Source organism: Paraburkholderia sp. SOS3, from assembly GCF_001922345.1.
GTDB lineage: Bacteria > Pseudomonadota > Gammaproteobacteria > Burkholderiales > Burkholderiaceae > Paraburkholderia.
On the sequence record NZ_CP018812.1, the window covers coordinates 1,189,372 to 1,216,107 of the forward strand.

23 protein-coding genes are annotated in these 26,736 nt (G+C 61.2%); 13 read left to right on the forward strand and 10 right to left on the reverse strand.

Annotated elements, in window-relative coordinates:
• Positions 1 to 84: 84 nt before the first annotated feature.
• Entirely contained in the window at positions 85 to 1,101 is a 1,017-nt protein-coding gene (locus tag BTO02_RS25325; protein WP_075159915.1) for a hypothetical protein, read from the forward strand.
• Between the two features lie 34 nt (positions 1,102 to 1,135).
• Here the strand turns inward: BTO02_RS25325 and BTO02_RS25330 are convergent, their stop codons facing one another.
• Positions 1,136 to 1,717 (reverse strand): BPSL1445 family SYLF domain-containing lipoprotein, encoded by a 582-nt coding sequence (locus tag BTO02_RS25330; protein WP_075159916.1) that lies wholly within the window; start codon positions 1,715 to 1,717, stop codon positions 1,136 to 1,138.
• A 329-nt stretch (positions 1,718 to 2,046) separates the two neighbouring features.
• Between BTO02_RS25330 and BTO02_RS25335 the strand changes: the two genes are divergently transcribed.
• Complete coding sequence (locus BTO02_RS25335) at positions 2,047 to 2,634, forward strand: hypothetical protein (protein ID WP_075159917.1); 588 nt, start codon at positions 2,047 to 2,049, stop codon at positions 2,632 to 2,634.
• Positions 2,635 to 2,650: 16 nt separating this feature from the next.
• Here BTO02_RS25335 and BTO02_RS25340 read toward each other — a convergent pair whose 3' ends face one another.
• Positions 2,651 to 3,172 (reverse strand): hypothetical protein, encoded by a 522-nt coding sequence (locus BTO02_RS25340; RefSeq protein ID WP_075159918.1) that lies wholly within the window; start codon positions 3,170 to 3,172, stop codon positions 2,651 to 2,653.
• A gap of 430 nt (positions 3,173 to 3,602) precedes the next feature.
• Here BTO02_RS25340 and BTO02_RS25345 point away from each other — a divergent pair, with 430 nt between their 5' ends.
• Together BTO02_RS25345 and BTO02_RS25350 are read left to right on the forward strand one after the other, a co-directional pair.
• Positions 3,603 to 4,193 carry a TetR/AcrR family transcriptional regulator gene (locus BTO02_RS25345; protein WP_075159919.1) on the forward strand — a complete coding sequence of 197 codons (591 nt, stop codon included), beginning with the start codon at positions 3,603 to 3,605 and terminating at the stop codon, positions 4,191 to 4,193.
• Between the two features lie 107 nt (positions 4,194 to 4,300).
• Positions 4,301 to 5,029 carry a cysteine hydrolase family protein gene (locus BTO02_RS25350; RefSeq protein WP_075159920.1) on the forward strand — a complete coding sequence of 243 codons (729 nt, stop codon included), beginning with the start codon at positions 4,301 to 4,303 and terminating at the stop codon, positions 5,027 to 5,029.
• A gap of 29 nt (positions 5,030 to 5,058) precedes the next feature.
• Here BTO02_RS25350 and BTO02_RS25355 read toward each other — a convergent pair whose 3' ends face one another.
• Together BTO02_RS25355 and BTO02_RS25360 are read right to left on the reverse strand one after the other, a co-directional pair.
• Positions 5,059 to 6,462: a PhoPQ-activated pathogenicity-related family protein gene (locus tag BTO02_RS25355; RefSeq protein WP_232243668.1), complete on the reverse strand. Its 1,404-nt coding sequence runs from the start codon at positions 6,460 to 6,462 to the stop codon at positions 5,059 to 5,061.
• Between the two features lie 54 nt (positions 6,463 to 6,516).
• Positions 6,517 to 7,518: an isoaspartyl peptidase/L-asparaginase family protein gene (locus BTO02_RS25360; RefSeq protein ID WP_075159922.1), complete on the reverse strand. Its 1,002-nt coding sequence runs from the start codon at positions 7,516 to 7,518 to the stop codon at positions 6,517 to 6,519.
• A 466-nt stretch (positions 7,519 to 7,984) separates the two neighbouring features.
• On the opposite strand from BTO02_RS25360, the gene BTO02_RS25370 reads away from it, so the two are divergent.
• The 7 genes from BTO02_RS25370 to BTO02_RS25400 all read left to right on the forward strand — a co-directional run bounded on the left by BTO02_RS25370 (position 7,985) and on the right by BTO02_RS25400 (position 14,411).
• Positions 7,985 to 8,764, forward strand: a complete 780-nt coding sequence (locus tag BTO02_RS25370; protein ID WP_075161370.1) for a sulfite exporter TauE/SafE family protein — start codon at positions 7,985 to 7,987, stop codon at positions 8,762 to 8,764.
• Between the two features lie 279 nt (positions 8,765 to 9,043).
• Positions 9,044 to 10,063, forward strand: coding sequence for an AAA family ATPase (locus tag BTO02_RS25375; RefSeq protein WP_075159923.1), 1,020 nt, complete (start codon positions 9,044 to 9,046; stop codon positions 10,061 to 10,063).
• A 4-nt stretch (positions 10,064 to 10,067) separates the two neighbouring features.
• Positions 10,068 to 10,952, forward strand: coding sequence for a DUF58 domain-containing protein (locus BTO02_RS25380; protein ID WP_075159924.1), 885 nt, complete (start codon positions 10,068 to 10,070; stop codon positions 10,950 to 10,952).
• On the forward strand, positions 10,949 to 11,935 hold the full coding sequence (locus BTO02_RS25385) for a hypothetical protein (RefSeq protein ID WP_083615368.1): 987 nt from the start codon (positions 10,949 to 10,951) through the stop codon (positions 11,933 to 11,935). The genes BTO02_RS25380 and BTO02_RS25385 overlap by 4 nt, the downstream gene beginning before the upstream one ends.
• Positions 11,936 to 12,934 (forward strand): vWA domain-containing protein, encoded by a 999-nt coding sequence (locus tag BTO02_RS25390; protein ID WP_075159925.1) that lies wholly within the window; start codon positions 11,936 to 11,938, stop codon positions 12,932 to 12,934.
• Entirely contained in the window at positions 12,931 to 13,488 is a 558-nt protein-coding gene (locus BTO02_RS25395; protein ID WP_075159926.1) for a hypothetical protein, read from the forward strand. The genes BTO02_RS25390 and BTO02_RS25395 overlap by 4 nt, the downstream gene beginning before the upstream one ends.
• Positions 13,485 to 14,411 carry an MxaL protein gene (locus BTO02_RS25400; protein WP_075159927.1) on the forward strand — a complete coding sequence of 309 codons (927 nt, stop codon included), beginning with the start codon at positions 13,485 to 13,487 and terminating at the stop codon, positions 14,409 to 14,411. Before BTO02_RS25395 ends, BTO02_RS25400 begins: the two co-directional genes overlap by 4 nt.
• Before the next feature lie 21 nt (positions 14,412 to 14,432).
• Here the strand turns inward: BTO02_RS25400 and BTO02_RS25405 are convergent, their stop codons facing one another.
• Positions 14,433 to 15,389 (reverse strand): helix-turn-helix domain-containing protein, encoded by a 957-nt coding sequence (locus tag BTO02_RS25405; RefSeq protein WP_083615369.1) that lies wholly within the window; start codon positions 15,387 to 15,389, stop codon positions 14,433 to 14,435.
• Positions 15,390 to 15,406: 17 nt separating this feature from the next.
• Positions 15,407 to 16,792 carry a hypothetical protein gene (locus tag BTO02_RS25410; protein WP_156883982.1) on the reverse strand — a complete coding sequence of 462 codons (1,386 nt, stop codon included), beginning with the start codon at positions 16,790 to 16,792 and terminating at the stop codon, positions 15,407 to 15,409.
• Between the two features lie 230 nt (positions 16,793 to 17,022).
• Between BTO02_RS25410 and BTO02_RS25415 the strand changes: the two genes are divergently transcribed.
• Together BTO02_RS25415 and fliD are read left to right on the forward strand one after the other, a co-directional pair.
• On the forward strand, positions 17,023 to 18,477 hold the full coding sequence (locus BTO02_RS25415) for a flagellin N-terminal helical domain-containing protein (RefSeq protein ID WP_075159930.1): 1,455 nt from the start codon (positions 17,023 to 17,025) through the stop codon (positions 18,475 to 18,477).
• A gap of 138 nt (positions 18,478 to 18,615) precedes the next feature.
• On the forward strand, positions 18,616 to 20,187 hold the full coding sequence (gene fliD / locus BTO02_RS25420) for a flagellar filament capping protein FliD (protein WP_075159931.1): 1,572 nt from the start codon (positions 18,616 to 18,618) through the stop codon (positions 20,185 to 20,187).
• Between the two features lie 36 nt (positions 20,188 to 20,223).
• Here fliD and BTO02_RS25425 read toward each other — a convergent pair whose 3' ends face one another.
• From BTO02_RS25425 to BTO02_RS25440, 4 genes are all read right to left on the reverse strand, one after another.
• Entirely contained in the window at positions 20,224 to 21,264 is a 1,041-nt protein-coding gene (locus tag BTO02_RS25425; RefSeq protein ID WP_075159932.1) for a hypothetical protein, read from the reverse strand.
• 145 nt (positions 21,265 to 21,409) lie between these two features.
• The gene (locus BTO02_RS25430) at positions 21,410 to 22,435 is read right to left on the reverse strand and encodes a beta-ketoacyl-ACP synthase III (RefSeq protein WP_075159933.1); all 1,026 of its coding nucleotides are present in this window, start codon (positions 22,433 to 22,435) and stop codon (positions 21,410 to 21,412) included.
• Between the two features lie 38 nt (positions 22,436 to 22,473).
• On the reverse strand, positions 22,474 to 22,818 hold the full coding sequence (locus BTO02_RS25435) for an acyl carrier protein (RefSeq protein WP_075159934.1): 345 nt from the start codon (positions 22,816 to 22,818) through the stop codon (positions 22,474 to 22,476).
• A 44-nt stretch (positions 22,819 to 22,862) separates the two neighbouring features.
• Positions 22,863 to 26,735: a type I polyketide synthase gene (locus BTO02_RS25440; RefSeq protein WP_075159935.1), complete on the reverse strand. Its 3,873-nt coding sequence runs from the start codon at positions 26,733 to 26,735 to the stop codon at positions 22,863 to 22,865.
• Position 26,736 lies beyond the last annotated feature (1 nt).

Here is a 26,736-nt window from a genome sequence, read left to right on the forward strand (position 1 = left end):
ATAGTCGAGGGATGCAAAAGCGAACAGTGCGTCAGGCGTCGTTCGTGTGGCTCCGGAGTCGCCGCTGGCAGCGAGGAATAGCAGATGGCAATGTTCGACTGGCTACTCAACCGGAATCGTGCGCAGCCTGGCTCGCAAAAAGCAGCGCGGATCGACGAAAGCATCGAACGCATTCTGGCCATTCATCCGCGGCTGCAAATGGCGCCGCACTATGAGCAGCGTCTGAAGCCCGCTGTATCGGCTTCTCTCCAGCACATCGACGGCTTGCTGGCTTCGTTGCCGTCAGCGCATCGCGCCGGCGCGCAGGCGTGGTCATCCGATTTTCATCTGCGTGCTTTTTTTGCTACGCCTGACGTGTTGCTGGAGGCGTTCGCCCGCGCCGAAGAACTGCGGTCGTTTTTCGACCGGAATCCCGACGCTGCCGAAGCCTATGCGACGCTGGGCATGGCGATGAATGAGCGGCATTTCCTCGGCGTCGAGCTTGAGGGCAATGACGTTCGTCACGACGTTCCTCAGACTTCATTGCTGTTTGGCGATCATCGCGTGCGCATGTGCAGTCGCACCGAGACCGAACTGCGTGACGAGATTGGACGTCGTCTAATGGACCAACTGGTGCTCGAGGGCATAGCGAAGCTGACGAACGATCACAATAAACTGCTTGATGAAGCGCGCTTGCTGCTGCAAGCGCGCAAGACGCTTCTGGAACAGCAGGGCACCGGCATGCGTTCGGTAGTCGGCGGTGAATCGGCGGACGAGGCGGGACAGCTCGAACACGTGCAGAAGCAACTGGAAGAAAACGCGCGCAACCTCGGTGAGATCAGGATGCCGGGCAAGACGTACGACCTGCAGCTCAAGGGAATATGCGACGTTCTGGCTAATCCTGCGGTGCATCTGTATGTCGGCTCGAAACGCGTTCGCATCGACCTGATGAACGTTGTCCGCGACAAGGAAGGCTCGGGTTGCCACGAAATCGAGTTTCATTTCGCGCGCATTCCGGGCGACCCGCCCCGGACACGCGCTTTTGCGCTCGTGTGCTTTCCGCGCACGGAACTGATGCCAGGCGGGTTGCGAATCGATGCCGCGATGCGCGGCCTGATCTGACAGTCGAATGGCATCGCGTATCGCGGGCCCGAATTCAAATCTGGAGCGGAGTCACTTTCGTGCCGGCAAGCGAGACGTCCGCCATCAATCCGGCATTCGTCATGACGATGACTTCCACAGGCGCAGTGGCCGAGGTCGTATCGATCATACCGTTCGCGCCGATCTTCACGAGCGCCACGGAAGCGTCGCCGGCAACGGTCCAGCCTTGCGACTTCCTGAACTGATCGAGCGCGTCGGACGTCATGAAAAGAAACACGATCGCCTTCGATTGCGCCCCCGCAGTCAGACCAAACGAACCCGATGTCGTGCTGTAGTACCCGACAGTGCCGCCACTTACTCGCAATGCACCATCGCCATGCTGTCCGCCAACGATAAATCCCGCCTGGAGTACGTTCGGGAAGACCAGAACCCCTTGCGCCTTCGATACGAGTTCCCGCGATCCTTTGACCGAAGTGTAAAGACGCGATAGCGTACCGTCGACGCTCGCGTCGATGGACTGACGCCGGGCCATATCCGTTGCGGCGCTTTCGCCGCTGCCGGTAGTCGTCGTGCAGCCGGTGCAGGCGGCGAAGACAGCCGCTGCGCTCGCGCTTATCAAGAAATCTCGCCGCTGCATTGTCATCCTCCATGTGGGGTCGATGGCTAATTCATTTAATGCTCTGTGTCGGAATTTTCAAATCTATTTTTTATTAAATAAGGGTTCCGAATTATGGGTTTTGATTTTAATGGACTGAGAATGAGAATTAACCGTCTACGGAACTGTGCTAAAGGCGGGGGGATTCGCGAAGCGGCTACATGCAAGCGCTTCGAATGATTAATTGGACCAAGGTCCAATATCGTTCGTGTAACGCTGTGAGTAGGCTGAAGCAGGATCCGCTCACGCTGACTTTCTGCATGAGCCATGTTTGCATGTGGACTGCGCACGAATTATCGAGGAGCACAACGATGAAGATCGGAAACTGGCTGCTGGTGGTCACCCTCGCCGTGGTTGCACATCTGGCACTCGCTCAACCGCAGACGTCGGTCGACGTGACAAAAGGAACTGGCAATGCGTCGGTGACGGCAACTTCCACGGTCACGGCCGCGATCGTAGCGATTGCGCCGTCAACCCGAACCGTGACCTTGAAGGAGAGGAGCGGACGGGTGTTCGAGGTTCAGGTGGGCGAGGAGGCGCGCAATTTCGATCAGCTCAAGGTTGGCGATATCGTCACGATGGAATACAGAAAGGCGATGTCGCTAAGTCTCGAGAAAACGAACGGCCCGCGCTCGGCCACGCAGCAGCTCATCGAAAAGCGTGCCGCTCCCGGTGAGAAGCCCGGCGGCACCATCGGCAGGGAGGTGACGGTGATCGCGGATGTCGTCTCCGTTAATGCCAAGGCCAAATCCGTTACGCTGAAGGGCCCACAAGGCAATACCGTCGATGTCGTCGTAGAAGATCCGGAGCAGATGAAAAACATCCGGAAGGGCGATCAGGTGAAGGTTGTCTATACGGAAGCAATTGCCATATCGGTGAGTCCCGGCGCCAGCCAGTAGGCAGAGGCGGGTCGCGCTAGAAATCGTGCCGGACAGAAACGGCTGCCCCTATTTCATGCGAGTGGGTGGCGTTGATGAGGGGGTTCGCCATAAAGCGCCAGGTGTCGTCGGGCGCAGTCGAACGCGCTGACGATGCCGACGTGGCAGGCGCGCCATATTGCGTCGAATTGCGCTTCAGAATCTGGCTCTCGACTGTCGTGCCCGCATAGGTCGATGCGCCGGCGTCCGGCTGCGGAGAGAACGGGACATTGGCGTTTCCGTACGCAAACTGGTATTGGCTGAGTGCCGCACTGTAATTCTGTTCGGGCTGCTTTGTTGTTGGTGCGCTGGCCGGCTTCGTCGCAAGCGCTGTTTTCGTGCGGGGGCTGTGCGAATGCCTTTGCGGCCGATCAGCCGGCCGAACGTTGTTCGGGTGCGCGGAGGAAGCGTGTGCGGCGGGCCTTTCAGGCAGCGCGACAGCGACCTCGGCGAGGGCGGCGCCGGTGAGACCCCATAAAAATGCCCCGGCTACCCAATAGCGCGGATTGCGACCGTTCATGAAAACGCCCCATTGGATGGCTCATAAACCGCCATTCGAAAACCTCTGTTTCGTACGCGCGCCTGCTGTCCGAATGCCAGGAAGCTGTCTCGCGCGGTAACTGATGCATGCTTGCCCATAGAACAGGCAGCGTCATCATAGAGCACGTCAAACGGACTAACAGTTCGAGATTTCCCTTGTAACCTGCATTTCGCGGCTTGAATACAACAGGGGTTTTCACTTAGGCTGTGTTTGCATGCAGTGTCTTCGACTGGCCGCATAGTCGCGCGAGGTTATTTGGTAGCGGTGCCTGAACGGCGGCTAGAGTGCGCCGCGCTCGCAAAGATCGGCGGATATGCGACCGCTAAATCTTCTTGCGCCAACGCGTTTGACAATAAATAGATGACCGGTTATCTTGTTATCCGTCGACGCTAAATGGAGGTCAACGACGATGCCGCGTCCCGCCAATCCCGAAGTGCGCTCGCGACTGCTGTCGGTCGGGCGCGATGTTGTTCACGACCGCGGTTTCAACGGCTGTGGCGTGCAGGACATCACGGCGGCAGCCGGCGTGCCAAAGGGTTCGTTCTATAACTATTTCGACAGCAAGGAAGCGTTTGCGGCCGAAATCCTCGAAGACTACTGGCAATCGATCGAAGACCGCCATGGTCCGATTCTCTACGACGCGCGAATCAAGCCGCTTGTGCGCATCCGGAAGTTCTTCCGCGCGCTTACCGACGATCACGGCAAGAACGACTTTGCATTGGGTTGTCTGATCGGCAACCTGTCGCTGGAGCTCTCGAATGGCAGCGAAGAGGCGCGCGCGAAGCTGCTGGCATTGCTTGCACGCTGGCAGGCGGCGGTTGCGGCGTGCCTGCGCGAGGCACAGGAGCGCAACGAACTGGATCGTAAAGAAAATGCGGAAGAACTCGCGGCCATCATTATCGAGGCCTACGAAGGAGCGGTCATGCGCGGCAAGATCGAACAGAGCGGCGCCGCCTACGAGCGTTTCGAGAAGGTCGTATTGCCGAGATTGATCCGCTGATTTTTTTTAACTCTTTAATAAAGCGACTGGTCATATATATTTGAGGCGCCGGCACGTCCGGGTGATTCTGGTTTCCCGCGGTACTTTCTAACAGATTGGAGGATTTGATGAGTCAGGCAAATGAAGCAGGGCAAGAGCACGTCAACCCCTACGCTGACCCGGCCGATCCGGCGCTGCCGCCGACCGGATTCAAGCTGGACCGTTCGAAATCGGCGCTGGTCGTAATCGATCCGCAAAACGACTTCCTGAGTCCGTCAGGCGTGGGCTGGTCGGTGTTCGGACCAAGCATCACGGAAAACAATACGGTAGGGAATCTGGGGCGATTGTTCAGGACCGCAAAGCAGGTCGGACTGACGGTGGCAGTTTCTCCGCACTACTACTATCCGTGCGACCACGAGTGGCATTTCGGTGGTCCGCTGGAAAAGGTCATGCACAACATCTGCATGTTCGATCGCAAAGGGCCGACCACGCTCGAGGGTTTCGAAGGATCCGGCGCGGATTTTCTTGAAGACTATAAACCGTACATCCTCGACGCAAAAACCATCATCGCGTCACCGCATAAAGTGTATGGCCCGGAGACGAACGATCTGGCGTTGCAGCTTCGAAAGAAGGGTGTGTCGCAGATCATCCTTGCGGGCATGGCTGCAAACCTTTGTATCGAATCGCACCTGCGCGAGCTCATCGAGCAAGGGTTCGAGGTCGCCGTCGTGCGCGATGCCACCGCGGGTCCGCGGCTGCCGGACGGCGACGGCTATCTCGCGGCGCTGATCAACTACCGCTATCTTGCGCACGCGTTGTGGACCACCGAGCAGACGGTTCAGGAACTCACGCGCTGATGCGGCTTGCGCGATCATGCGCCTCGCGTTCAAGCGTTCGCAGAGACGCGTCCCGGAATCGTTTGGCACGCCGCATTTTCCTTTGCCGGAGACGAATTCGGGTACGTTTCTTTACCGAGAATATACGTTCGGCTCGTCGCGACGAACCCGTCGGCGTAGGTCGCTTCGATAAAGAAAGCGCTCCAGCCCGTTTCGGGTTCGCGAATCGGCACGTCAATCGTGCCGTCGGCTGTCGGTGCAATGGGATTCGCGGAATATCGAACACCGCACGCCAGCCGGAAATCGCGCGCGTGCGGATTCGTCGCGCTCCATAATGCAAGCGTTTTCGGCGGCTCCGAAGAGCCGAAGCGAATGAGCGCGTCGCGGCCCTCGCAGCTTAGCGTGGTATCGATCGACGGCAACGGCACTGCGTTTTGCAGCCTGTTGACGAACGGCGTCATCGAACGATGCGTCGCATCCTTGATGTCGTGATGCGACGCATTCGGCACCATGCGCAGCGTCTTGATGCCGCCTAGCTTGTCATAGTAAAAGCCGGCGTTATCCGGCGCGAACAGATCGTCGCCGCTAGCGTTGACGATGTACTTTGGCACGTCGAGCCTTTGCGCGTGGCGCGTTCCAAGATACCGGAGCGGATCGACGATCTGCATCAACGCATCGAACTGCGTAGTGTCGATCTTCTCGTCGATATGCTCCGCAAAGTATGGGAAAAAAGCGATTGGCCATGCACCGCCGTACGAGCGATACATATGGTTCAGCACCTCGCGCGTGTCGAGAATGTCGGCGGCGAATGCCACAATCGCATCGATTCTCGTGTCGGCGATGACGGCAAGCCAGCTCGCCCACGCGCGTTTCGATACGGCAGAGATCGCAAACGTGCGAATGCCGAGCGCGCTTAATTCGCGTTCGGCCAGCGACATCGCGCGGGAAATGGCCGCGACCATCGGCACGTTCAACGGCAGTGTCGCCCGTCTGACGGGCTCGTCAAGAAAAAGCGCCCAGCTATGCGCAACGCTGTCGTCTTCGGCGCGCGCTCGGCCGTCGTCGGTATAGACGAGGTTCTGGTTCGGCACGTCATGGATCACCACCACGGCCGTTCGCGTTTCACAGGCGATGGTTGCGAGCACATCGTGTGCATAGTCGTGCGGACGGGCAGCATCTTCACCGCTTTGATCGTGCCGTGTCCCACCGTTCACGACGAGTAGCGCGCGCTCGCGCATTGCGTCGGGTGGCACGTAGAGAGTGACGTCGTGTTGCCACTGAGCCGGCTGGACGAGTGCTTCAGGCGACCAGTTCTGCGAACTCAGCAAATACGTATGCTGCTCGACACCGGGCAGGCTGTTGCGGGCAGTTTTCACATATTGCAGCGGTTGGCGCTCGATCGCGTCCCGGTAAGCAACGATGACATCTTCGAAGGCAATCGAGTCGTTGGGCATATGCAGGCTTGGCGCGCAAGGGGTAATCGAATGATTGAACGACCGTTCGCGCATTCAGTGGCCGATCATCGTAACCGGGGTTTCCCCCACGCGCGCGAAACCGCGATACATTCCTTCGGTATTGAACGGCAATGCGACGTTGCCATGGGCGTCCACGGCAATCAGGCCGCCGCGTCCGTCGATGCGCGGCAAGCGATTCATCACGACATCGTGCGCCGCTTCGCCGAGCGACACGCCGCGATAGGCGATCTGCGCGGCTACGTCGTAGGCGGCGACCATGCGGATAAACATTTCGCCCGTGCCGGTCGTGGACACGGCGCAGGTCGCGTCGTCGGCATAGCAGCCCGCGCCGATCAACGGAGAGTCGCCGACGCGGCCCGGCTGCTTGTTCGTGATGCCGCCCGTCGATGTCGCGGCTGCGAGATGGCCTTGCAGATCGACGGCGACGGCGCCGACCGTGCCGAATTTGTTATCGGGATCGATCGGCGCGCGCGGCGGCGCATCCCCCTGGCTTTGCGCGTTTGGCGATTGCGCGGCAGCAAGCGTGGCGCCGTCATGGTCGAGCATGGCGCGTTGCCGACTGCGTGCCAGCTGCCATTGCCGGTGACGGTCGTCGGTATGGTAGTAAGACGGCTCGACCAGTGCCAGGCCTTGCGCTTGTGCGAAGGCTTCCGCGCCGTCGGCCGTGAACATCACGTGTTCGCTGCATTCGAGCACACGCCGCGCTGCGAGTACCGGATTGCGCACGCGCGTCACGCACGAAACGGCACCCGCTTTCAGCGTGCGGCCGTCCATGATCGACGCGTCGAGTTCGTGCTTGCCTGCCGATGTGAAGACCGCGCCGCGCCCTGCGTTGAACAGCGGGCAGTCTTCGAGTAGCCGCACCGCTTCGGTAACGGCATCGAGCGCGCTGGCGCCATTGGCGAGCACGCGCTGCGCGGCGTCCAGCACCGCGCGCAATTCGGCGTGATAGCGCGCTTCGACGTCCGGCGTCATCGACGCTAGCGAAATGGTACCGGCACCGCCATGAATCGCGATGACTGCGTTCGAGGTCATTGTTTGGTCTTCGACAGGTTCGGGGGGGGACATCGGCGAGCCAGGTTAGCACGAATCGGCCGTTCGGTCGAAAATCCGGTAGCCGGTAGCCGGTAGCCGGTAGCCGGTAGCCGATAGCCGGTAGCCGGTAGCCGGTAGCCGGTAGCCGGTAGCCGGTAGCCGGTAGCCGATAGCCGATAGCCGATAGCCGATAGCGCCGCGCTGCGGTGAGGATCGGCTATCACTTTGCGGAATAACCGTTGTTTATCGATCGCAAGCCGTTGCCGCCGGCGCTGTGAGGCGTAACGAGAACTACCGTCATGCGTATGAAAGCATCGATTCGAATGATACGAAAGCTTAGGCATTGTCGTTCGCGACAACGGTAACGAGCGGTGGCAGGAGCCGATAAGAATCGTTCGCATTCAAGCGTCGACTCACGTAGTATGGCGGCTCGCGTTCCTCGCGGAACTGAATGCGGCGTCATGCGATGTTGAATACTCTGCTGATAAGCAATGTCTGGTTTTATGTTTTGGGCGTGCCGGCGCTTCTGCTGACGAGTCTTTCAAAGGGCGGCTTCGGCCTTGGCCTCGGCGTCGTGACCGTGCCGCTGATGGCGCTCTACCTGCCTGTGCCGGAGGTGGTCGCGATTCTTCTGCCCGTGCTTTGCCTGACCGACCTGCTCGCGTTATGGCAATACCGCGGTCAATGGAACTGGCCGTTGCTGCGACTCGCCATACCGGCATCGTTTATCGGCATCGGCGCCGGCACGCTGGCGTTGCATCATCTCGGCGAAGCATGGTTGCGGCTCGCTGTCGGTTTGATCTCCGTCGATTTTGCGCGGCGTCGCATACTCGGAGCGCGCCGCGTTGCGACGACGGAAGCGGTGCCGCGTCTGCGACCGGCTTCTTGTGTGTTCTGGGGAGCGACATCGGGCTTCACGAGCTTTATGGCGAACGCAGGCGAACCGGCACTGACGATGTATCTGTTGCCGTTCAGGTTGAGCAATCGCTGTTTTGCCGGCACCACGGCGGCATTCTTCGCCGTGGTCAACCTCACGAAGCTGATGAGCTTTTCGATGCTTGGCCTCTTTACGCGGACCACTTTGCTGACGAGCCTGCTGCTTACGCCCGTCGCGGTGCTCGGCACATATGCGGGCATCCGCTTGAATCGCAGACTCAATGCAGCGCTCTTTCATCAGCTTTCATGCGCGATTCTGCTCGTGATCGGCGTCAGGCTCATTTATACGAGTCTTAGGGTGATTGTGTAGTCTGGTGGCCCGATGAAAATCGGCACCCTCGCCAATCTCGCGTGCGGGCGCGGGGAATGGGCACAAAGCAGGGCACAAAGTGTCCTCCGCGGTGGAACAGACTGGCACAAACCCTGACGCCCTTCGGGCGCATTTTCGGATGCGTTCGCGGCCAAGGCTGCATCCCGCGCTACAGGCATGGGAAATGCGGTCTGCAGTCGAATCCTTACCCACACGCCGGAGCGGCCATGAAACCAGCGAGCATCGCGTGCCGCCGGGCGGATTGCGAGGACGCAGACGATGGGCGCGAACGAGCAACTGCAGGATTGGCGCAGCTATGCGCTTAACCTCGAGCAGGAAGCCGCCAAAGCCGTAATCGGGCATCACGACACCGTACGCCTGATCAATATCGCGCTGTTCGCGCGGGGCCACGTGTTGCTCGAGGGCGGCGTGGGCGTCGGAAAGACGACGCTGCTGCGGGCAATCGCACGAGCGATCGGCGGCGAATTCGAGCGCGTCGAAGGCACGATCGATCTGATGCCGGGCGACCTCGTTTATCACACGTATGTCGACTCGGTCGGCAAGCCGCGCATCGAGCCGGGGCCACTGCTCAAGCACGGCGAATCGCTATCGACATTCTTTTTCAACGAGATCAACCGTGCTCGCCCGCAGGTGCAGTCGCTGTTGCTACGCGCGATGGCTGAGCGCTCGGTGTTCGCGTTCGACCGCGAATACAACTTTCCGCACATGACGCTGTTCGCCGATCGCAACAAGGTCGAGAAAGAAGAGACCTTCGAACTCGCATCGGCCGCGCGCGACCGCTTCATGTTCGAACTCAACATGGCGACGCCCGACGACGACGACGTGCGCCGCGCACTTGTATTCGATCCGTCGTTTCACGATATCGACGCGCTGGTCGAGCGCGTGACGCCGGAAGTGTTGCCGTGGCGCGAATTGAACACGATGGCCGCGATCATTCAGGCAAGCGTGCATACGTCCGATGCGATCGAGCGTTACGCGCTCGATATCTGGCGAGCGACCGAATCGCCGCGGCGTTACGGCATCGAACTCGAAGACGTCGATATCGACAATCTGATTCTTGCAGGAGCGAGCCCGCGCGGCATGAGCATGCTGCTGCGCGCCGCGCGCGTCGTAGCATGGCTTGCGGGGCGCACCTACGTCGAGCCGGAAGACGTGCATGTCGTGCTGACGCCGGCGCTCGGACATCGTGTGTTTTTTACGCCGATCTACGAACTGCGGCGCACCGAGCTTGCACAGGCGCTGACGCAGCAGATCGTCGCGCGCATTGCAGCGCCGTAACGCCATGCGTGCGCAACTCAAGGAATTCCACTACAGGCTGCCGGTGCGGGTAGCGGGAGCCCGGCCTGGCTCGCATCGCGGCACGAGCGTCGGCGCAGGGCAGGAATTCGTCGCGCACACGCGGCTTTTCGACTATCCGGACCCGCGGCGCATCGATATCCGGGCCAGCATTCGCGGCGGTCACGGCGACTGGCTCGTGCGGCTTCACAGGCAGCGCGTCGCGGTGCCGGTCTACGCGGTCGTCGATGTTTCGGCATCGATGCGATTCGGTCGCGATGCAAACGCGCCGACGAAGCTCGATGCCGCGGCGCAGTTTGCCGAGGCGCTGGGCTATAGCGCATTTCGCCACGGTGACCGGGTGGGCATGCTCGCGTTCGACGAAGGCGAGCGAGAAGACCTGTTTCTGCCGGCGCGGCAGGTGCGCGGAGCCGGTGCGCTGATGCGCGCGACACTGCTCGACGCGAAGGTTCGCGATCGGCATGCCGTGTCGAAGTCGCGGGCAAGCGGATTGGAAAGAGCGTTTGCGCGCATTGCAGAGCGCGCGTGTCTTGCCTTTCTGGTCTCCGATTTCCAATGGCCGATCGAGACGTTGCCGGACATGCTCCGGTCGATGTCGCGTGTGTGGCTCGTGCCGATCGTCGTCTGGAGTTCGGCGGAAGTGGAGCCGCCGTCGGCTCGTGGTTGGCTCACGACACACGATATGGAAACCGGCGAACAGCGATCGCTCTGGATAACAGACAAACTGCGTGACCGATGGCGTGCTGGGATGGCTGCGAGAAAGCAACACATTATCGATACCTTCGCGAAGGGCGGCGTGCGTCCGCTCTTCATGACCGACACGTTCGATGCCGATGCGCTGAGCCGCTATTTCGTGGAGCAAGTCGCATGACGCCACGACGGAACGGCGCCAGATACGGCGCATCGCAAGGCAACTTCGGTGTGGGTCTGCGCGTGACGGCCTGCCAGCATGCGTCCGCTTTCGCACTAGCGTGCGCGTTTGCATGCGCATTCGCATGCGCATTCGCGATATTGTGCGGCTGTCCACCGGCTAGCGCAGCCGAGGCGTCGGTTCAGCAGCCTCCCGCATACGGTCATGCTTTAGCGGACGTGCTCGAGCAAAAGGTGTTGCTCGAAGAGCATGGGCAGCGCGTGGATCTCGTGGCGCCGCCATCCGCGGGACGAATTTCGCTGTGGCTCGAACGCCGCCCTTCATCGATTTCAACCGATAGCGGCGGACGACGATGGCTCGTGCTGCGTTATCAGATCATCAATGCACCCGAGCAGCTCACGTCGGTGACCATTCCCGCGCTAAAGCTTCCGCTTGCCACGGGTGCAACGCTCGACATTCCCGACTGGCCGGTGACGGTCGCGCCGTTGACGCTGAGCGAACCGCCGAACGTCGGCCGGCTGACGCCGTTGCAAGGAGACCGCATTGTGCCAGCGCCGCCCGTGGTGCCAATCCGGCGCGCGATTGCGATCTGGGCCTCGGCAACGTTCGGCATCCTGATCGCATGGGGCCTATGGTGGTTATGGCGCGAGCGTCGCGAGCGCGCCGCGCTGCCGTTCGCCCGGACATGGCGCGCGCTGCGCCGTCGCGACGCCGCATCGATGGAAAGCGATACGCAGACGTGGCGACTGATTCATGATGCGTTCAACGCGACGGCCGGCCGCGTCGTGCGCGCGCGCTCATTACCTGAACTGATGCGGCATGCCCCGCACTTGCAGACGCTCGAACCGCAGATCGAAACGTTCTTTCGCTGTTCGAGCGCGCGCTTTTTTCAAGGCGCGCAAATCGGGCCGCAGCTGGAGCATTTTGCGCTGCGCGAATTCGCCCGCGCGCTATATCGCGCGGAGCGGCGCAACCGGCGCTAATTGAATGCCATGCCTGACTTTGCCTATCCGTGGGTGCTCCTGCTGCTGCCGCTCGCTGCATTGCCGCTGTTGCGGCAGCACTTCGAATCGTTGCCGTTTTCATGCGTGACGTGGCTGCCGGGCGACCGGGTGGGACGCTTTTTCAGCGCGTTGTGGCGCATTCTTGCGATGCTGGCCATTGCGTCGATCATCGTAGGACTATCGGGACCGGGCAACTCGAATCTCGAGCGGCGTGTAACGGGCACCGGCGGTGAAATCATGATTCTGATGGACCGCAGCGCGAGCATGGACGCCGAATTGGGCCGCGGACTCGCGAAATACTCAAACGCGCTTTCGACCGGCGAATCGAAGCGGCAGGTCGCATCGCGCGCGTTGGCCACTTTCGTTGCACATCGTCCTAACGATAGCTTCGCATTCGTGCTGTTCGGTTTGCAGCCAATGCTGGCGGTGCCGTTCACTCGCGATCACGGAATTGTCGATGCGGCGATGGAAGCGACCAATGTCGGACGCGGTATGCCGGATACGCGGCTCGACGCCGGTTTGTCGTATGCCGTGCGCCTCTTCGATGGCCGGCCGCGCTCCGGCGGCCGCGCAATCGTTCTGGTCTCGGACGGCGGGGCGCGGCTCGATTCAGACGCACGTCGAAAGATTGCTGCGGCGCTTGCCGATAACGGCGTCGCGCTCTATTTCGTCTATCTGCGCAGCGGCATCTTTAGCCCCGATCTGAGCAACATCGAACCGCGATTCGAACACTCGGCCGAGGCGGAACTGCATCGCTTCTTCCAGTCGATACGGACACCGTACCACCTGTATCAGGCAAAGGATGCGGAGCAGATGGCCGCCGCAATGGCGGAAATCGGGCGCCGCGAGAGTCAGCGTTCGGTATTCATCGAGCGATTGCCGCGGCAGGACAGAAGCATACGGTGCTTTGCGGTGGGCCTATTCTGCTGTGCCGCGTTGATCTGCATGAGTGCTGTTCAGAAGCGGAGCTTCACATGAAACGTATACGGATGCATATTCTGTTCGGCGGTGCCGCGGCCTGCTGCGCAGGTATTACCGTGTACTACGCAGTGGCGCTTGAGCGGGCGATCGATGTGAGCCGCGCGATCGAGGCCATGCGCAGCGCCACCGTCGCGCAGCTTTCGAACGGACCCGCCAATGAGGCACCGCAGGTGCGTCTTGCTCGCGCCGTTGCGTTGTCCGCCGCTGGGAGCGAGGCCAACGCGGGCAAGCTGTTCAACGAGCTCCTGCTGGAACCCGGTCCGGTCGACGTCAAGCGGGCCACGCTTTTCGATCTCGCGAACATGTCGTTGCGCGCATCGGCCGGCGGCGACGCGCGCGGGCCGCTACGATCGCTGCCGTTGCTCGAAACGGCAAAAGCGCGCTACCGCGATCTGCTACGCGACGACCCGGGCGACTGGGACGCGCGCTACAACCTCGAGCGCGCACTGCGTCTCGCGCCGGAATCGCCCGACGAGACCGAGACGGATCAGGATATCGAGCAGCGACGCAGCGTCAGGGTACGCGGCGCGCAGCCTCAGGAACTGCCGTGAACATCGGCACGGGCGGCAGGCCGGGCGTCGTGCGCCGATATGCATTGCTCGGCGCGGCTGCATTGCTGCTGGTTGCGGCCGTATGGATGCCACCGATTGCGCGTACGAGGTACATATCGAGCTACATCGTTACGTTCGACATTACACAGAGCATGGATACCGAGGACGTGACGCTGAACGGGCGTCCCGTGAGCCGGCTGACGTTCGCGAAGACAGCAATGCAGCATGCCTTGCAGCGCTTGCCTTGCGGTTCGCATGTCGGCTGGAGTGTCTTCACGGGAACGCGTTCGCTGTTGCTTTTCGTTCCGGTGGAAGTCTGTGCGCATTACGATGCTTTACTGTCGTCGCTGGATCAGATTGGCGGACAGATGCGCTGGGCAAACAGCAGCGTAATTGCGCAAGGCGGCCTTTACTCGGCCGTGCATGCGGCGTCGGAGGGGGAATCCAAGGCCGCGGTGGTCTTTATCACCGATGGACAGGAGGCGCCACCCGTTGCGCCGTCCGACACGACCATTCGCGGTATTGCGCGAGGGCAGGCCGATGGCTGGATCGTCGGAGTAGGCGGCGATCAACCGGCGCCGATTCCGCACACCAATGCGCAAGGCGTACGCATCGGCTTCTGGCGTGCTGATGAAGTGATTCAGTCGGTGCCATCGCGAAGTGGCGCCGGCGCTGGCGGGCACGAGGAACTGTCGGCATTGCGCGAGCCTTATCTTCGCGCGCTGGCGGCGCACGCGGGATTCGGTTATCAGCGGCTGGACGATTTCAAGTCGCTATCGGCGGCAATGGCCGATCCTAAACTGGGTCGGCGCATGCAGGCCGCGACGGATTTCCGCTGGTGCCCGGCGCTCGTCGCGCTGCTGCTGCTCGTTTTATATTTTCTTCCACGACGGAAGCGAGAGAGCGGCTTCACGAAACATTAGAGCGCGCTTAGGGCCGAATGCTTACTTGGCCGAATGACCGGGTCGAACGCGCTGGATCGCGGTGGGACTCGTGCCGTACTGTTTCTTGAAGACCCTGCTGAAGTGGGCCGCGCTTACAAATCCGCATTGCCACGCGATGTCGCTAATGCGAACGCGATTATCCCCATTCGTGAGGATCTTGTTCGCTCTCGCAAGCCGTTGCTGCAACAGGTAACGCATGACGGAAGATCCGTCGCGTTCGAAGAGCTTGGTTAGATAGCGCCTTGAAACACCCATTGCGGCGGCAACGAAGTCGATGTCGATCTGTTCGTTCGCTACGTTGCGCTCGATAAAGCGCTTGGCTTGCCTGAGCAGGGCATCTGAGCTCGTGACGCGTTTCGGCGCCGCCAGGTCATCGGTGATGATTTCCATCAGGTCGGTCAGGTGCTCCGCAACGAGCCGTGCACCGTACGAACTGCACTGTTCACCGTAAGCCGCCGCCCCTGCGATCAGAGACTTCAGCAACGCGACGTCAGGCGACGCAGCATCGGCCACGAACATCTCACGGCTCGACAGAACCTTTCCTCGCGTTTCGAGCGAAGCCTTCGATACGCGAAGGATCATGCCGCGCGAGTCCGCACGCGCGGTCTGCGTGTACTTGATGCTGCCGTCGAAGAGCAGCAGCGAGCCTTCGCCGAGTTCGACGCGGTTGCCATCCTGTTCGATCTCGATCGTCCCGCTCTCGATCAGGAACAACAGCAGCGTATTCTTTCGCCAGCCGTCGAGTCCGGGGCCGGGCATCCATGTCCACTGTTGACCGGACAGTTCCGCGGCCTCGAAACGAAGATCGCCCATGTACCAGGACGCGGTCAGAAGTTCGCGCGTGACCCCTTTCTCGAACTGGCACTCCATGCTCCAGTTCTTTCTTACGAGATCACACCACTCGCTTTCGGTCTTGGCTGACTTATCCTGGGTTGCCTGTTTGACGAAATGCATCATGCTACGTACCTGACAACTCAACTAAAGCTGCGTTGCACGACCGCTGCGTCGAGGCGTTCATGTGGCGCCTCATGTGCCGCCGCTCGCTGTAAGAGCCGTGTTACGGCATCGCGGCAAGCGACGTCGGTCTGGAATTTGGACAAGGCCGTCAAACAGTTAGAAACGGCTTCGCCGCCTAACTGTGCGACGAGCACGCTATCCGACGAAAGGCGCTGTGAAAGCCTGACTGCTGCCGATCGGCAGGCAGGATCGTCTTCCATATCGCCAAGCGACGTAAGGCAATTGACTACATGCTTGGCGCTAAGACGGTTGCATATCGAAGAATCCGTTGCAAGCCGCCGCGACAATTGACCCGCCGCTGTACGGCACGTTTTATCGGTATGCAACTTTGCGAGCGTGTACAGGCACACGGCAACATGCCGGCCATTCAGATTGTGTCGCAACGGACCGTCTTCGACAACGCGCGTTGCGAGTCGAACGATAGCGCGCTGACAAGCGGAGTCTAAAGCCCATTCGCCTAAAGCGCTGAGGCAATTTGCGAGGCGAACTCCATTCAACTGTTTTACGACCGTTTCATCGGTAACAATACGGGAGGCGAGCCGCCTTCCCGCAAAGAAAACGGCTTCATTACCGTGCCATTTACCAAGCGCATACAAAGCGTTGGCAATTGCATGGCCGTTCATGCGCGACAGCAACCTGTCGTTCGTCACGATCTGTTTCGCGAGATAGGCTCCCGCCTTTACGCTGTTTTCGTGATCCGGCCATTTGCTTAATGCATTTAGACAAATGCCGATTTCGTGTCCGCTCAAATCGTTCCAAAGTGGCGAATCAGATGAAATGCGTGCCGCGAGGTATATGCCTGAAGCGCGACAAATCGGCTCCTTGTCCCACTTGCACAACGCGTTCAGACATTCGATGACGTCGGGCGCATCAAGCGTCAGACGCAAAGTCTTATCGCCGGCAAGTCGCATCGACAAACGCAAAGCCGCTCGGCGGCATGCCTCTTCTTTGTGCCATTTGCCAAAAGCGGTCAGGCAGTCTGCGATCTGAGCGCCGCTCAATGAATCGCAAAGGCGGCTGTCTATTTCGATGCGTGCGGCGAGTCGGACAGCGGCCGCCTGGAACACCTCATCGTCCCACTTCGCTAGTGCGATCAGGCACGACGCGAACTCGCGACTAGTGAGCTTGTTGCGCAGTGCACCGTCCGACGCCAATGTTTCTGCAAAGCTTGCAGCGATTTTCTGATTGGCTTTTTCGTGGTTACGTTCGTTTAACGAAGCCAGTAATAAATGGAAATCTGAGGCGCTGTCCTTGTGTGCGGCGAAGATATCTGAAGCGTTTGCGATAGATATTCTTTCGTTATCCAAATTCTTGGATCGAAGGAGACTTTCGACTCCTTTCATATCTATTTCTCCCTTTAGGTCCATTGGGCGAAGCTATCTTGGGCCAACGGCTAGCCGGGAGTTTGACTATGCGACGACTTTCTTTTGTCTTTGCGGGCATGGGCGGCCTTTGCTTCTCAAGCATGGTGCGCCCTTGCCGTCAACGCAGGCTAAGGTGGCCAGCAATGCATAAGCGCTTCCGCCGACGTCAACGTTGTCAACGATCAGACTACCCTTCTACGGAGTACCGCATGTCTCTTTTTATTAACGACAATATTTCCTCGCTGGTCGCGCAGCAGAACCTGAACACGTCGAACTCATTGCTCGATCAGTCGATCCAGCGTCTGTCATCGGGTAAGCGCATCAACAGCGCGGCGGACGATCCTGCTGGTCTTGCGATTTCCACCACGCTGCAAACGCAGATCCAGGGTTTGAATCAGGGCGTGCAAAACGCTAACGATGGCGTGTCGCTGACGCAGACGGCTTCCACCGGTCTGACGCAAATCGTCACCGCGCTGCAGACGATCCGCTCGCTCGCCAACGAAGCACAGGGCGGTACGCTGACGACGGCGAACCAGCAGGCGCTGCAGCAGGAAGTGTCGCAGGAGATCGCCGAAGTGAACCGGATCTCCAACACCACGACGTTCAACGGCCTGAACCTGTTGAACGGCACGTCCGGCATCATCAACGTGCAGGTTGGCGCGGACGTCGGCCAGACGGTCCAGCTGGACCTGAGTCAGGGCGTTTCGGCGGGATCGCTCGGCGGCGGCATCGCCGAATCGGGCCAGGTGCTCGGCACGATCTCGAACCTGAACCTGAATGCGGACGGCACGGAAGCGAGCGGCGCAGGTGCGATTACGCAGATCAGCATCGTCTCGAACGGCAGCGGCGGTTTCACGTTCGAGGATCAGAACGGCAGCGCGATCTCGGCGGCGGCATCGGCATCGCTGTTCACGACGACCACGACCAACGGCGTGTCGTCGCTGTCGCTGAACAGCACCGGCGCGCTCACGCCGACCAACGAACTGACCTCGATTTCGGCAGCCGTTGCCGGAGGCAGCGGCGCGGCGAAGGGCACGGTGTTCGGCAAGATCTCGGACATCGATATTGACCCGTCGACAGGTCTCGATGCGACCTCGTCGACCAATAACGCGATCACGTCGATTACGGTGGAAGCGAACGGTTCCGGCGGTCTGCAGTTCATCGATCAGAACGGCAACGCGGTTCCGGCATCCGCAACGGGCGGCCTCTTCAACCTGACCACTAGCGCCGGCGGTGCTGTTACCGGTATTTCGTTCGCCGCCACGCCGACCAGCACGATCGGTTCGACCGCAGCCGGCGCGCAGCCGGCAAACAGCGTGCTCGCCAACGTCAACGCGCTCACCACGCCGACATCGGTCGCGAACATCGATGTCAGCACGACGGTCGGTGCGAATAACGCGGTGCTGTCGATCGACAATGCAATCGCCACGATCAACAACCTGCAGGCCGTGATCGGCGCGGCGCAGGTCCGCTTCCAGGGGATCTCGCAGTCTCAGCAGGACGAGTCGACCGATCTGTCGAATGCGAACTCGCAGATCAGCGACGCCGACTTCGCGACGGAATCGGCGAACCTGAGCAAGGCGCAGGTGATGCAGCAAGCGGGCATCTCTGTGCTCGCGCAAGCGAACGCGCAGCCGCAACAGGTGCTCAAGCTCCTGCAGTAACCGGCGTCGTCGCTTAACGGCGAACGCGGATGAGCCGGCAGGGCGTGCAGTTCGGCTCATCCGCGGTATGTGACCGCACAACGCCCTATACCGCATAGGACGTGTTACCGGCCGCTCAGGCCACATGGAGCTTTTCAAATGTCGACTACATCCGTTGGCGCTCAAGCGGCGCTGGCTGCCCAGAAGGCGGCCAGCGCCGTTCAGCAGGCCGCCCAATCGCTGATTTCCCAATCGACCGGCAGCACCGTCGACGTCAACTCGCTCGTCTCGGCCCTCGTGAACGCGCAAATCGCTGGTCCGAACGCGGCGTTGACCGCGCAGGCAGGGATAGACAAGACCGACATCAGCGGTCTTGCGTCGCTGTCCGCTTCGTTGTCCGGATTACAGGGGGCCTTGAGCCCATTCCTGAGCGGCGATGCCCTGGCATCGTTCTCGGCGAAGTTGAGCGGCGACGGGATTACCGCGAAAGCCGGCCAGGGTGCGGTGGCGCAGACCTATCAGCTCGATGTGCTGCAGGTCGCGCAGGCACAGATCATCACATCGCAGCCGTTCTCGAAGGCGGACACGGCGGCAATGGGCACGGGCACCATCACGATCTCGGTTGGCAGCGGGTCCAGTGCGAAGTCGTTCAACGTCGATATCGATTCGTCCGACGATAGCCTGCAGGGCGTCGCCGACGCGATCAACTCGGCATCGGGCAACACCGGCGTCAAGGCGAGCATCATTCAGGGCGCGAATGGCGCGTCGCTCAGCCTTCAATCGACTACCACGGGCTCGGCGAACACGATCAACGTCAGCGTGAGCCAATCGAGCCCCAGCGCGCTTTCGGATCTCGATGTGACGTCGGGCACCAGCACGGACCCGGGCCCTCCGGCCGGCGTGTCGACGATCACGTCGGGCAACAGCTTCTGGAACCAGACGCAAGGCGCGCAGGATGCACAGCTGGACGTCGACGGCCAGCTCGTGACGAACCCGAACAACACGATTACCGATGCGATTTCCGGCGTGACGTTGACGCTCGATCCGACCAACACGAAGACGCTCGGAGCGCAGACGCTGACGGTCGCGCCCGACGAAAGCTCGGTCGAAGGCGATCTGTCGGCGTTCGTGTCGGCGTACAACGCCGTTATCGATCAGCTGAACTCGCTTGCTGCGCCAGGCACCGCGGGGGTGCAGGGCAGCGGCGGCGCGATGCTCGGCGACGAAATGCTCAATCAGATCGGCGCGTCGCTCGGCGGTATCGTGGGGGACGCAGTATCGAGCGGCGGGTTGTCGGCCACGCTCGCGTCGCTTGGCATCAATTTCCAGACCGATACGGGCGGCGAGCCCTTCGCGCAGCTACAGATGGGGACGAACGCGAGCGGTCAAACGCTCGACGATATCGTGTCGAGCGATCCGGCGCTGATCAGCGCGCTGTTCAACGACACGAACGGTCTTGCGCAGCAGCTCGACTCGGTGGTGGTGAATTACACGTCGACGTCGACGGGCATCATTTCGAAGCGCACCGCCGACCTGACCGCCGATATCGCCAGCCTCGCGAAACAGCAGGACTCGCTCGACGATTTCGCCACGCAGTTGACCTCGCAATTCAACGATCAGTTCACCGCACTGAACACGATCATGGCGCAGTCGCAATCGAACGCGAACTTTCTGACGGCGCTGTTCGGCGGCAACAATAGCAATGGCGCGCTCGCGCAGAACAGCAATTGAGTGTCGTGGCGGCCGGCGCGGATCGCCGCGCCGCCATCAATTCCTGCCGCCGATCAGGAACAGATTGAATGCGATGAAGGTCAACGCGACGATCGCGCCGCATACATACTCGAAGATCAGCGAAAACTTCCTGCCCCGGTTCGTCGAGATGCTCGCGGTGATCGTGACGATGGTGGCAAACACGATATCGACCAGCACGACAATGTTCAGGCGATCGACAATCGTCAGGTGATGCTCGTGGCCGAGCACGTTCGCGACGGCGCGGAAGTTCAGCACGACGGCAAACAGCGCGCCGGCCAGCAGGGTCACGCGCGATTCGATCAGCGGGCGGCCATCGTCCTTGTGAAGCAGAAAGCTGACTGTGCACAGCAGAAATGCCGCATAGAGCGGTGCGGCCAGATTGAGAAACAGCGCAAGGCTCGAGCGCTGCAGCGTGATCGTCATTTCGAGCTTCGTGTAATCGGAGCCCTTGCCGCCGGCGGGGTCGCCGAACTCGGTTGCATAGTGCGTCGTGCCGACGTCGATGCGCTGATCCGTGATGCGCCAGCCCTGCGGGCTCGCGGTCGGTAAATAGCCGGTGTTCGCGACATCGGGCACATAGACCATGCTCGACGTGTCATCGACGCCTTCTTCGATCGTCAGGTGAACGACCTGTTCGTCGAACGGGAAATTGCGCAAATCCCAGTCTTGCCTGAATTTGCCGACGATTTTGACCTGGCGCCAGTACAGGTCGCCGCGTTTCGTCGTGCTCTCCAGACGCTTCGTGATGGCATCCGAATGGACGAATTCCATCGTCTGCAGCGGATTCTTCGTGGCCGGACGTCCGACGCTCCAGATCCAGAAGTCCGCCGCAAAGGTATTCTCGGCAGTATCGACCGCATAGATCGCGGTGACGAACATGCCTACCTTGTACTGTTCCGGTGGAACCTTCGGCTTCGAGACGGAGATCGCCTGGCAGGTAGCGACCGACGGCAGCACGAGCATCGCAAGCGTCGCAAGCAGTGCCAGGGCACCGCGAGCGAAACGCGTGAATGGCGGACAGCACCGGCGCGCCAGGTTGATTGCAGAACGTCCCATCCTCGGTTCCTCGACGGTTCACCGCGGGAAAAACGCCGCTCCAATCCCGGATGTAAAGGGATTGGGAAACCAGTGTCAACCGGTAATAATGCTCGATGGGACAAGCCTGCTCTGTGCCCTGGCGTACAGACAGGCGATATCGGCGTTACCAGCGGATCAATGCCGCGCCCCACGTAAAACCGGCACCCATGGTCGGCGTCAGAACGAGATCGTTCTCCTTGATGCGCCCGTCTTCCACCGCTTCCGCAAGCGCGAGCGGAATCGACGCGGCCGACGTGTTGCCGTGGTGATCGACCGTCAGGATGACCTTCTCCTTTGGCAGATGCAGTTTTTCGCCGAGTGTTTGCACAATGCGCTGATTCGCCTGGTGCGGAACGACCCAATCGAGATCGGCCTGCGTCAACCCGTTGGCCGCGAGCGCTTCCTGCGAAGCCTCGGCGAGATTGACGACGGCATGGAGAAACACTTCGCGCCCTTCGAGATGCATGTTGCCGGCAGTCTGCGTCGAAGATGGTCCGCCATCCGTACGAATCTTGTCCTGATGCCGGCCATCGGAGCGCAGATGCGTGGACAGGACGCCTTTGCGCAGTCCCCCGGTCTGGCGCTCGGCGCGCAAGACGACCGCGCCCGCGCCGTCGCCAAACAGCACGCAGCTATTGCGGTCGGTCCAGTCGATAATGCGCGATATCGTTTCGGCGCCAATCACAAGGGCAGTGCGTGCCTGGCCAAGTCGAATCATGTTGTCGGCGACCGACAACGCATAGACAAACCCCGAGCAGGCTGCCTGGACGTCGAACGCGATGCCAGCGGTCATGCCGATGGCTGCCTGCACGCGAACGGCGCTGGCCGGCACGGTGCGATCCGGCGTGCACGTCGCGAGCACGATGAGGTCGACGTCCGAGCCGCGAATGCCGGCCTGTTTCAGCGCAGAGAGCGCGGCGCGCGTGGCGAGATCGGAGGTGTTTTCTCCATCCGCTGCAATCCGGCGTTCCTTGATGCCGGTTCGCTGCGTGATCCACTCGTCCGATGTATCGACCATCGTGGCGAGTTCGTGGTTCGTCATCCTGCGCTCAGGAAGCGCCGATCCGCAGCCGGCTACGCGAGAGGCCCATCCCGTCGCCAGCGTTTCGGCTGGACTCCGGGAATCAGGGCCGGTTACTTCCGTCGTCATTTGGGCTCCGATGAGTAGGGATAGAGGGCGTGGCGCGGTTACCAGTTTCCGGCGCCGCCAGCGGACCCGTTCGACGGCGCGGCGATCTGCGGCTCCGATGCGGTGGCCGGGCTGCTGAGCGACACCAGATGCCCGGCGAGCGAGGCGAAGGTCGGATAGTCGAACAGGACGGTCTCGTCGATTTTTATCCGGAGCCGTTCTTCGAGGAAGAAGGCCAGTTCGACCGAGTGCATCGAGTCGAAGCCCGCCTCGGCGAAAGTCTGATCGAGATCGGCTGGCACCTTCAGGTTGTTCGCCTCGGTCCACTCCTGAATCCAGGCGAGAATCTGATCCGCGTTGACGGCGGTACTTTCCATCGGTGTCGCTTGAAGTTGGTCGCTCATTCTGGTTCTACTCCTAAGGGTCCAGCTTAAGAAAAGGAGAACATCTACGCTTGCGCTACGCGCGACAGCTGCTCTTCGCCAGCCGCCGTGGCATCGAGAAAATTTGCGAGACCTTCGGCAGACGGTGCGCGGACGATGGAATCGTGGTCGTCGTCGAATACCTTCACGGTGATTTCGCCGTTTGTCAGCAAGCGCAGCTGCGCGGCCACGTGTTCGCCGGAGGCGCCGCCTTTACCACGCGTAGCTAGCGCATAGCTGATGCGGGTACGGGTCTGCCGGGGGCGATGCAGCGCAACTGCTGCAGCGCTTGAAGCATGAAGGCGTGCAAGGTGCGCAAAGACGTCGGGATGCGCACGTCGGCGCACCTCGGATAGGGAGAAGTCGCTATCGAGCATCGAGTCGAAGCGAGGGTCGGCCAGCAGCCTGTCGACAAGATCCGAGGCTTCGTCGTCTCGAGCGACACCCTTTATGATGTTTTTCAGACGTGTCGCGAATGCTCCGTTGTAGAGCGGACTGTCGACGATCAGAAGCGGCGGCGCATTCGATCCTTCCGCTTCCCATTGCGCAGCCATTTCATGCGCGACGAGGCCGCCGAACGACCAGCCGCCGAGCAGATCGGGCATCCGGCCGACTGCCCTGACGAATGCAGAGCGGTAGAGCGACGCAAGCTGTTCGATGGTGAGATAGCCGACCTTCCGGTCATGGTCCGCATACGGATGCCGGAGCGCGACGATGGTCGGATCGCCAGGCCATGCCGAAGCGAGATCCTGGTAAGACAGGACATCGCCGCCGATCGGATGGACGAGCGCGATGAACGGGCCCGAGCCTTCGCGCAGCGATACCGCCAGCGCGCGTTCGTCGATTTCGACGGGCCGCGTTTCTGTTTTCGTCGTTTCGCTCGCTTCAGTTGCGCAACGCGATCGCGACGCTGCGAAGAACCCGGCGAGCGTGATCAACGACGCGCCTCGCGCCAGCATCGACATCGGCGGCATTTTTCCGAACGCCTGATGCAGGCGAACGCGCAATTCGGTCATTGCAAGCGAGTCCATGCCCAACTGGACGAGCGGCACATCGTCCACGAGGCTCACTGCGTCCGATGCGACTGAAGCCGCGATCGTACGTATCGTCGCGAGAAGCTGCTCACTGTTCGTGCCTTGATCCGCGGCATCCGCAGACGCTGAGGCGCTACCAACGGCTACGCCGATTTCCGCGATTTCGTGCTGAAGCTGTTCCACGTAGTGCGCGGGGGCAGCCTGCTTGCGCTGCGGAAATGGCAGTTCGAAGCGCTCTTCGTCGAAGCGATAGGTTGGCAATTCGGCGGGCGGAGGCGCGTTTCCATACATCTTGCTCCATGCGACGGCATGTCCGGCGCTGTAAAGGTGCGCGCACGCATGGGCGAATCCGGTCATTTCGGATTCCTCGTCACCGTCGGGGCCATCGGCGAGCGATGAGATCGCGCATTGCCAATCTCCCGACGCCTTGGCGCGTGCCAGTTTCGAAAGCGCTGCGCCAGGCCCGACTTCGATAAACGTGGTCCTGCCGTCCGACGCAAGATGCAGCGCCTGCGCGAATCTCACCGGCTGTTCCACGAGATCGAGCCAGTGTTCGACGTTCGCTAGCTGCGCGGTTGCGGGTTGCCCGGTCAGCGTCGATACGATCGGGATGCGCGCGGGCGCGAGCGTCAAGGACTCGAGCGCCCGCCGGAACGCGTCGCGCATCGATCTGAGCATCGGCGAGTGGCCGGGGGTGTCGTAGGTCTTCAGCAACGAAACGCGCTTGCCCGCGGCCGTCATGGCGTCCTGCACTTGCGCCACTGCTTCCTGGGTACCGCTTACGACGGTCTGCTCGGGTCCGTTCACGCCCGCGACGAACAGGTTCGTGCCGAACTCGAACTGCCGCGATAGTTCTTCGACACCGGCGGCCACCGCGAGCATCGCGCCGCGCGGCGTCTGCGTATCGAACAGACGGCCGCGCGCCTCGACGGCCTTCAGGCCGTCCGCGAGCGTCATGACACCACCGATCACGGCTGCGACATGCTCGCCAAGCGAATGCCCGATCAGGAGGTCGGGCCGCTGCCCCAGTTCCATCCATGTGCGAGCCAGTGAATAGCAGACGACGAAATGCGCAAGCTGGCCCGGATGATGGCGCACCGCCGCCGGATCGCGGCCAAGAATCGCGTCGAGCACGTCGCGCGCGGTCTGTACTTCGAGTTCGCTAAAACAGGCGTCCGCAAATTGCCTGAAGATCCAGTTGCCGCTATAGAGTTCAGCGCCAACGCCCGGTTGCCACGCGCCTTGCCCGGGGAACAGAAAAGCAAGCCGCTGTTTTTTGGGCGCGTCGCCCGCGTGCCATTTACCGGACGGGCTGGCATTGAGGAAATCGTCCATGGCGTCGATAAAGTCCTGTCGGGTCGTACCGACGAGTGCAACGCGATGCGTGAAATGGTCGCGTCTGACGCTTGCCGTATGACAGATGTCGCGCAGCGGCATCGCGGTATCGACAAGACATTCGCGATACGCCGACGCGAGCCGCTCTCTTGCTTGCGGCGAGCGGCCCGACAGCGTCAGCACGCGTTCGCGCTCGACGCTGGCGACCGCCGCATCGGCGCCGCTTTCATGCGTCGCGAGGATCAGATGGACATTGGTGCCCGTAATGCCGAAGCCGCTGACGCCGACCATCGGCTTGCCGCCCTCGAGCGGCCTGCCGTGCTGCGGAATTTCAAGCTGCGCGCCTTCCCAGCGGAAGCGCGGATTCGGCGTCGAAAAGTTCACCTGGGCCGGCACGTAGCGATTACGCAGAATCAGTATCGCCTTGATGATCGCCGCCATGCCGGCGGCGCCTTCGAGGTGGCCCACCTGAGCCTTGACAGAACCGACAAGGATTGCGTTTTGCCTTGCAACCGATTGCGTGTAGACGTTGCGCAACGCCGACAGTTCGATCGGATCGCCCAACGAGGTGCCCGTGCCGTGCGCCTCGACGTATGCGACTTCTTCGGGGCGTGCGCCGGCGCGCGCGAGCGCGTGGCGGATCACCGCTTCCTGAGCGGCGCCATTGGGCGCGGTCAGCCCATTGCTCGCGCCGTCGCTATTGATCGCGGAGCCGGCCAGCACCGCGTCGATGCGATCGCCATGCGCGTGCGCATCTTCAAAACGCTTCATGACGACGACTCCACCGCCTTCGCCGCGGATATAACCGTCGGCGTCCGCGTCGAACGGGCGGCAGTGTCCCGAGGCGGACATTGCCTGCAAGCGTGCGACGCCGATCGTCTCCTCGGGCCCGAGAATCAGATTGATGCCGCCCGCGATTGCGATATCGCAATCGTCCGCGCGCAGGCTTTGCGCGGCGAGATGGATCGCAACCAGCGACGACGAGCAGGTCGTATCGACGAACAGCGCGGGGCCGCTAAAGCCGAACAGATGGGCGACGCGTCCGGGCGCCATTGCGCGAAGATTGCCGAGCTTCGAATACGTGGTGATGCCGGCCGGATCGCCCGACCATATCGTTCTGCGGCCGTAGTCGGCTTCGCCGGTCGTCATGAAAAGACCGACTCGCTTGCCGCGCAACTCGCTCGGCACAAGTCCCGCGCTTTCGAGCGCCGCCCACGTCAATTCGAGCATCCATCGTTGTTGCGGATCCGTTTCCAGCGCTTCCGCTTCGGATGTGCGAAAGAACTTGCGGTCGAAGCGAAACGGATCGTCGACGTAACCGGCCACACGCGAATAGGTCGTGCCGGGTGCATCGGGGTCGGGCGAATAATAAGCGTCGATATCGAAACGCTCGCGCGGCGTTTCGCAAATCGCCGATCGTCCCGAGTTCAGAAACGCCCAGTAAGCGGCTGCCGTCGAGGCGGCCCCGGGAAACCGGAACGACATGCCGATAATGGCCAGCCGTCCGGCGTTTGCTTTGGAATTTTCCATG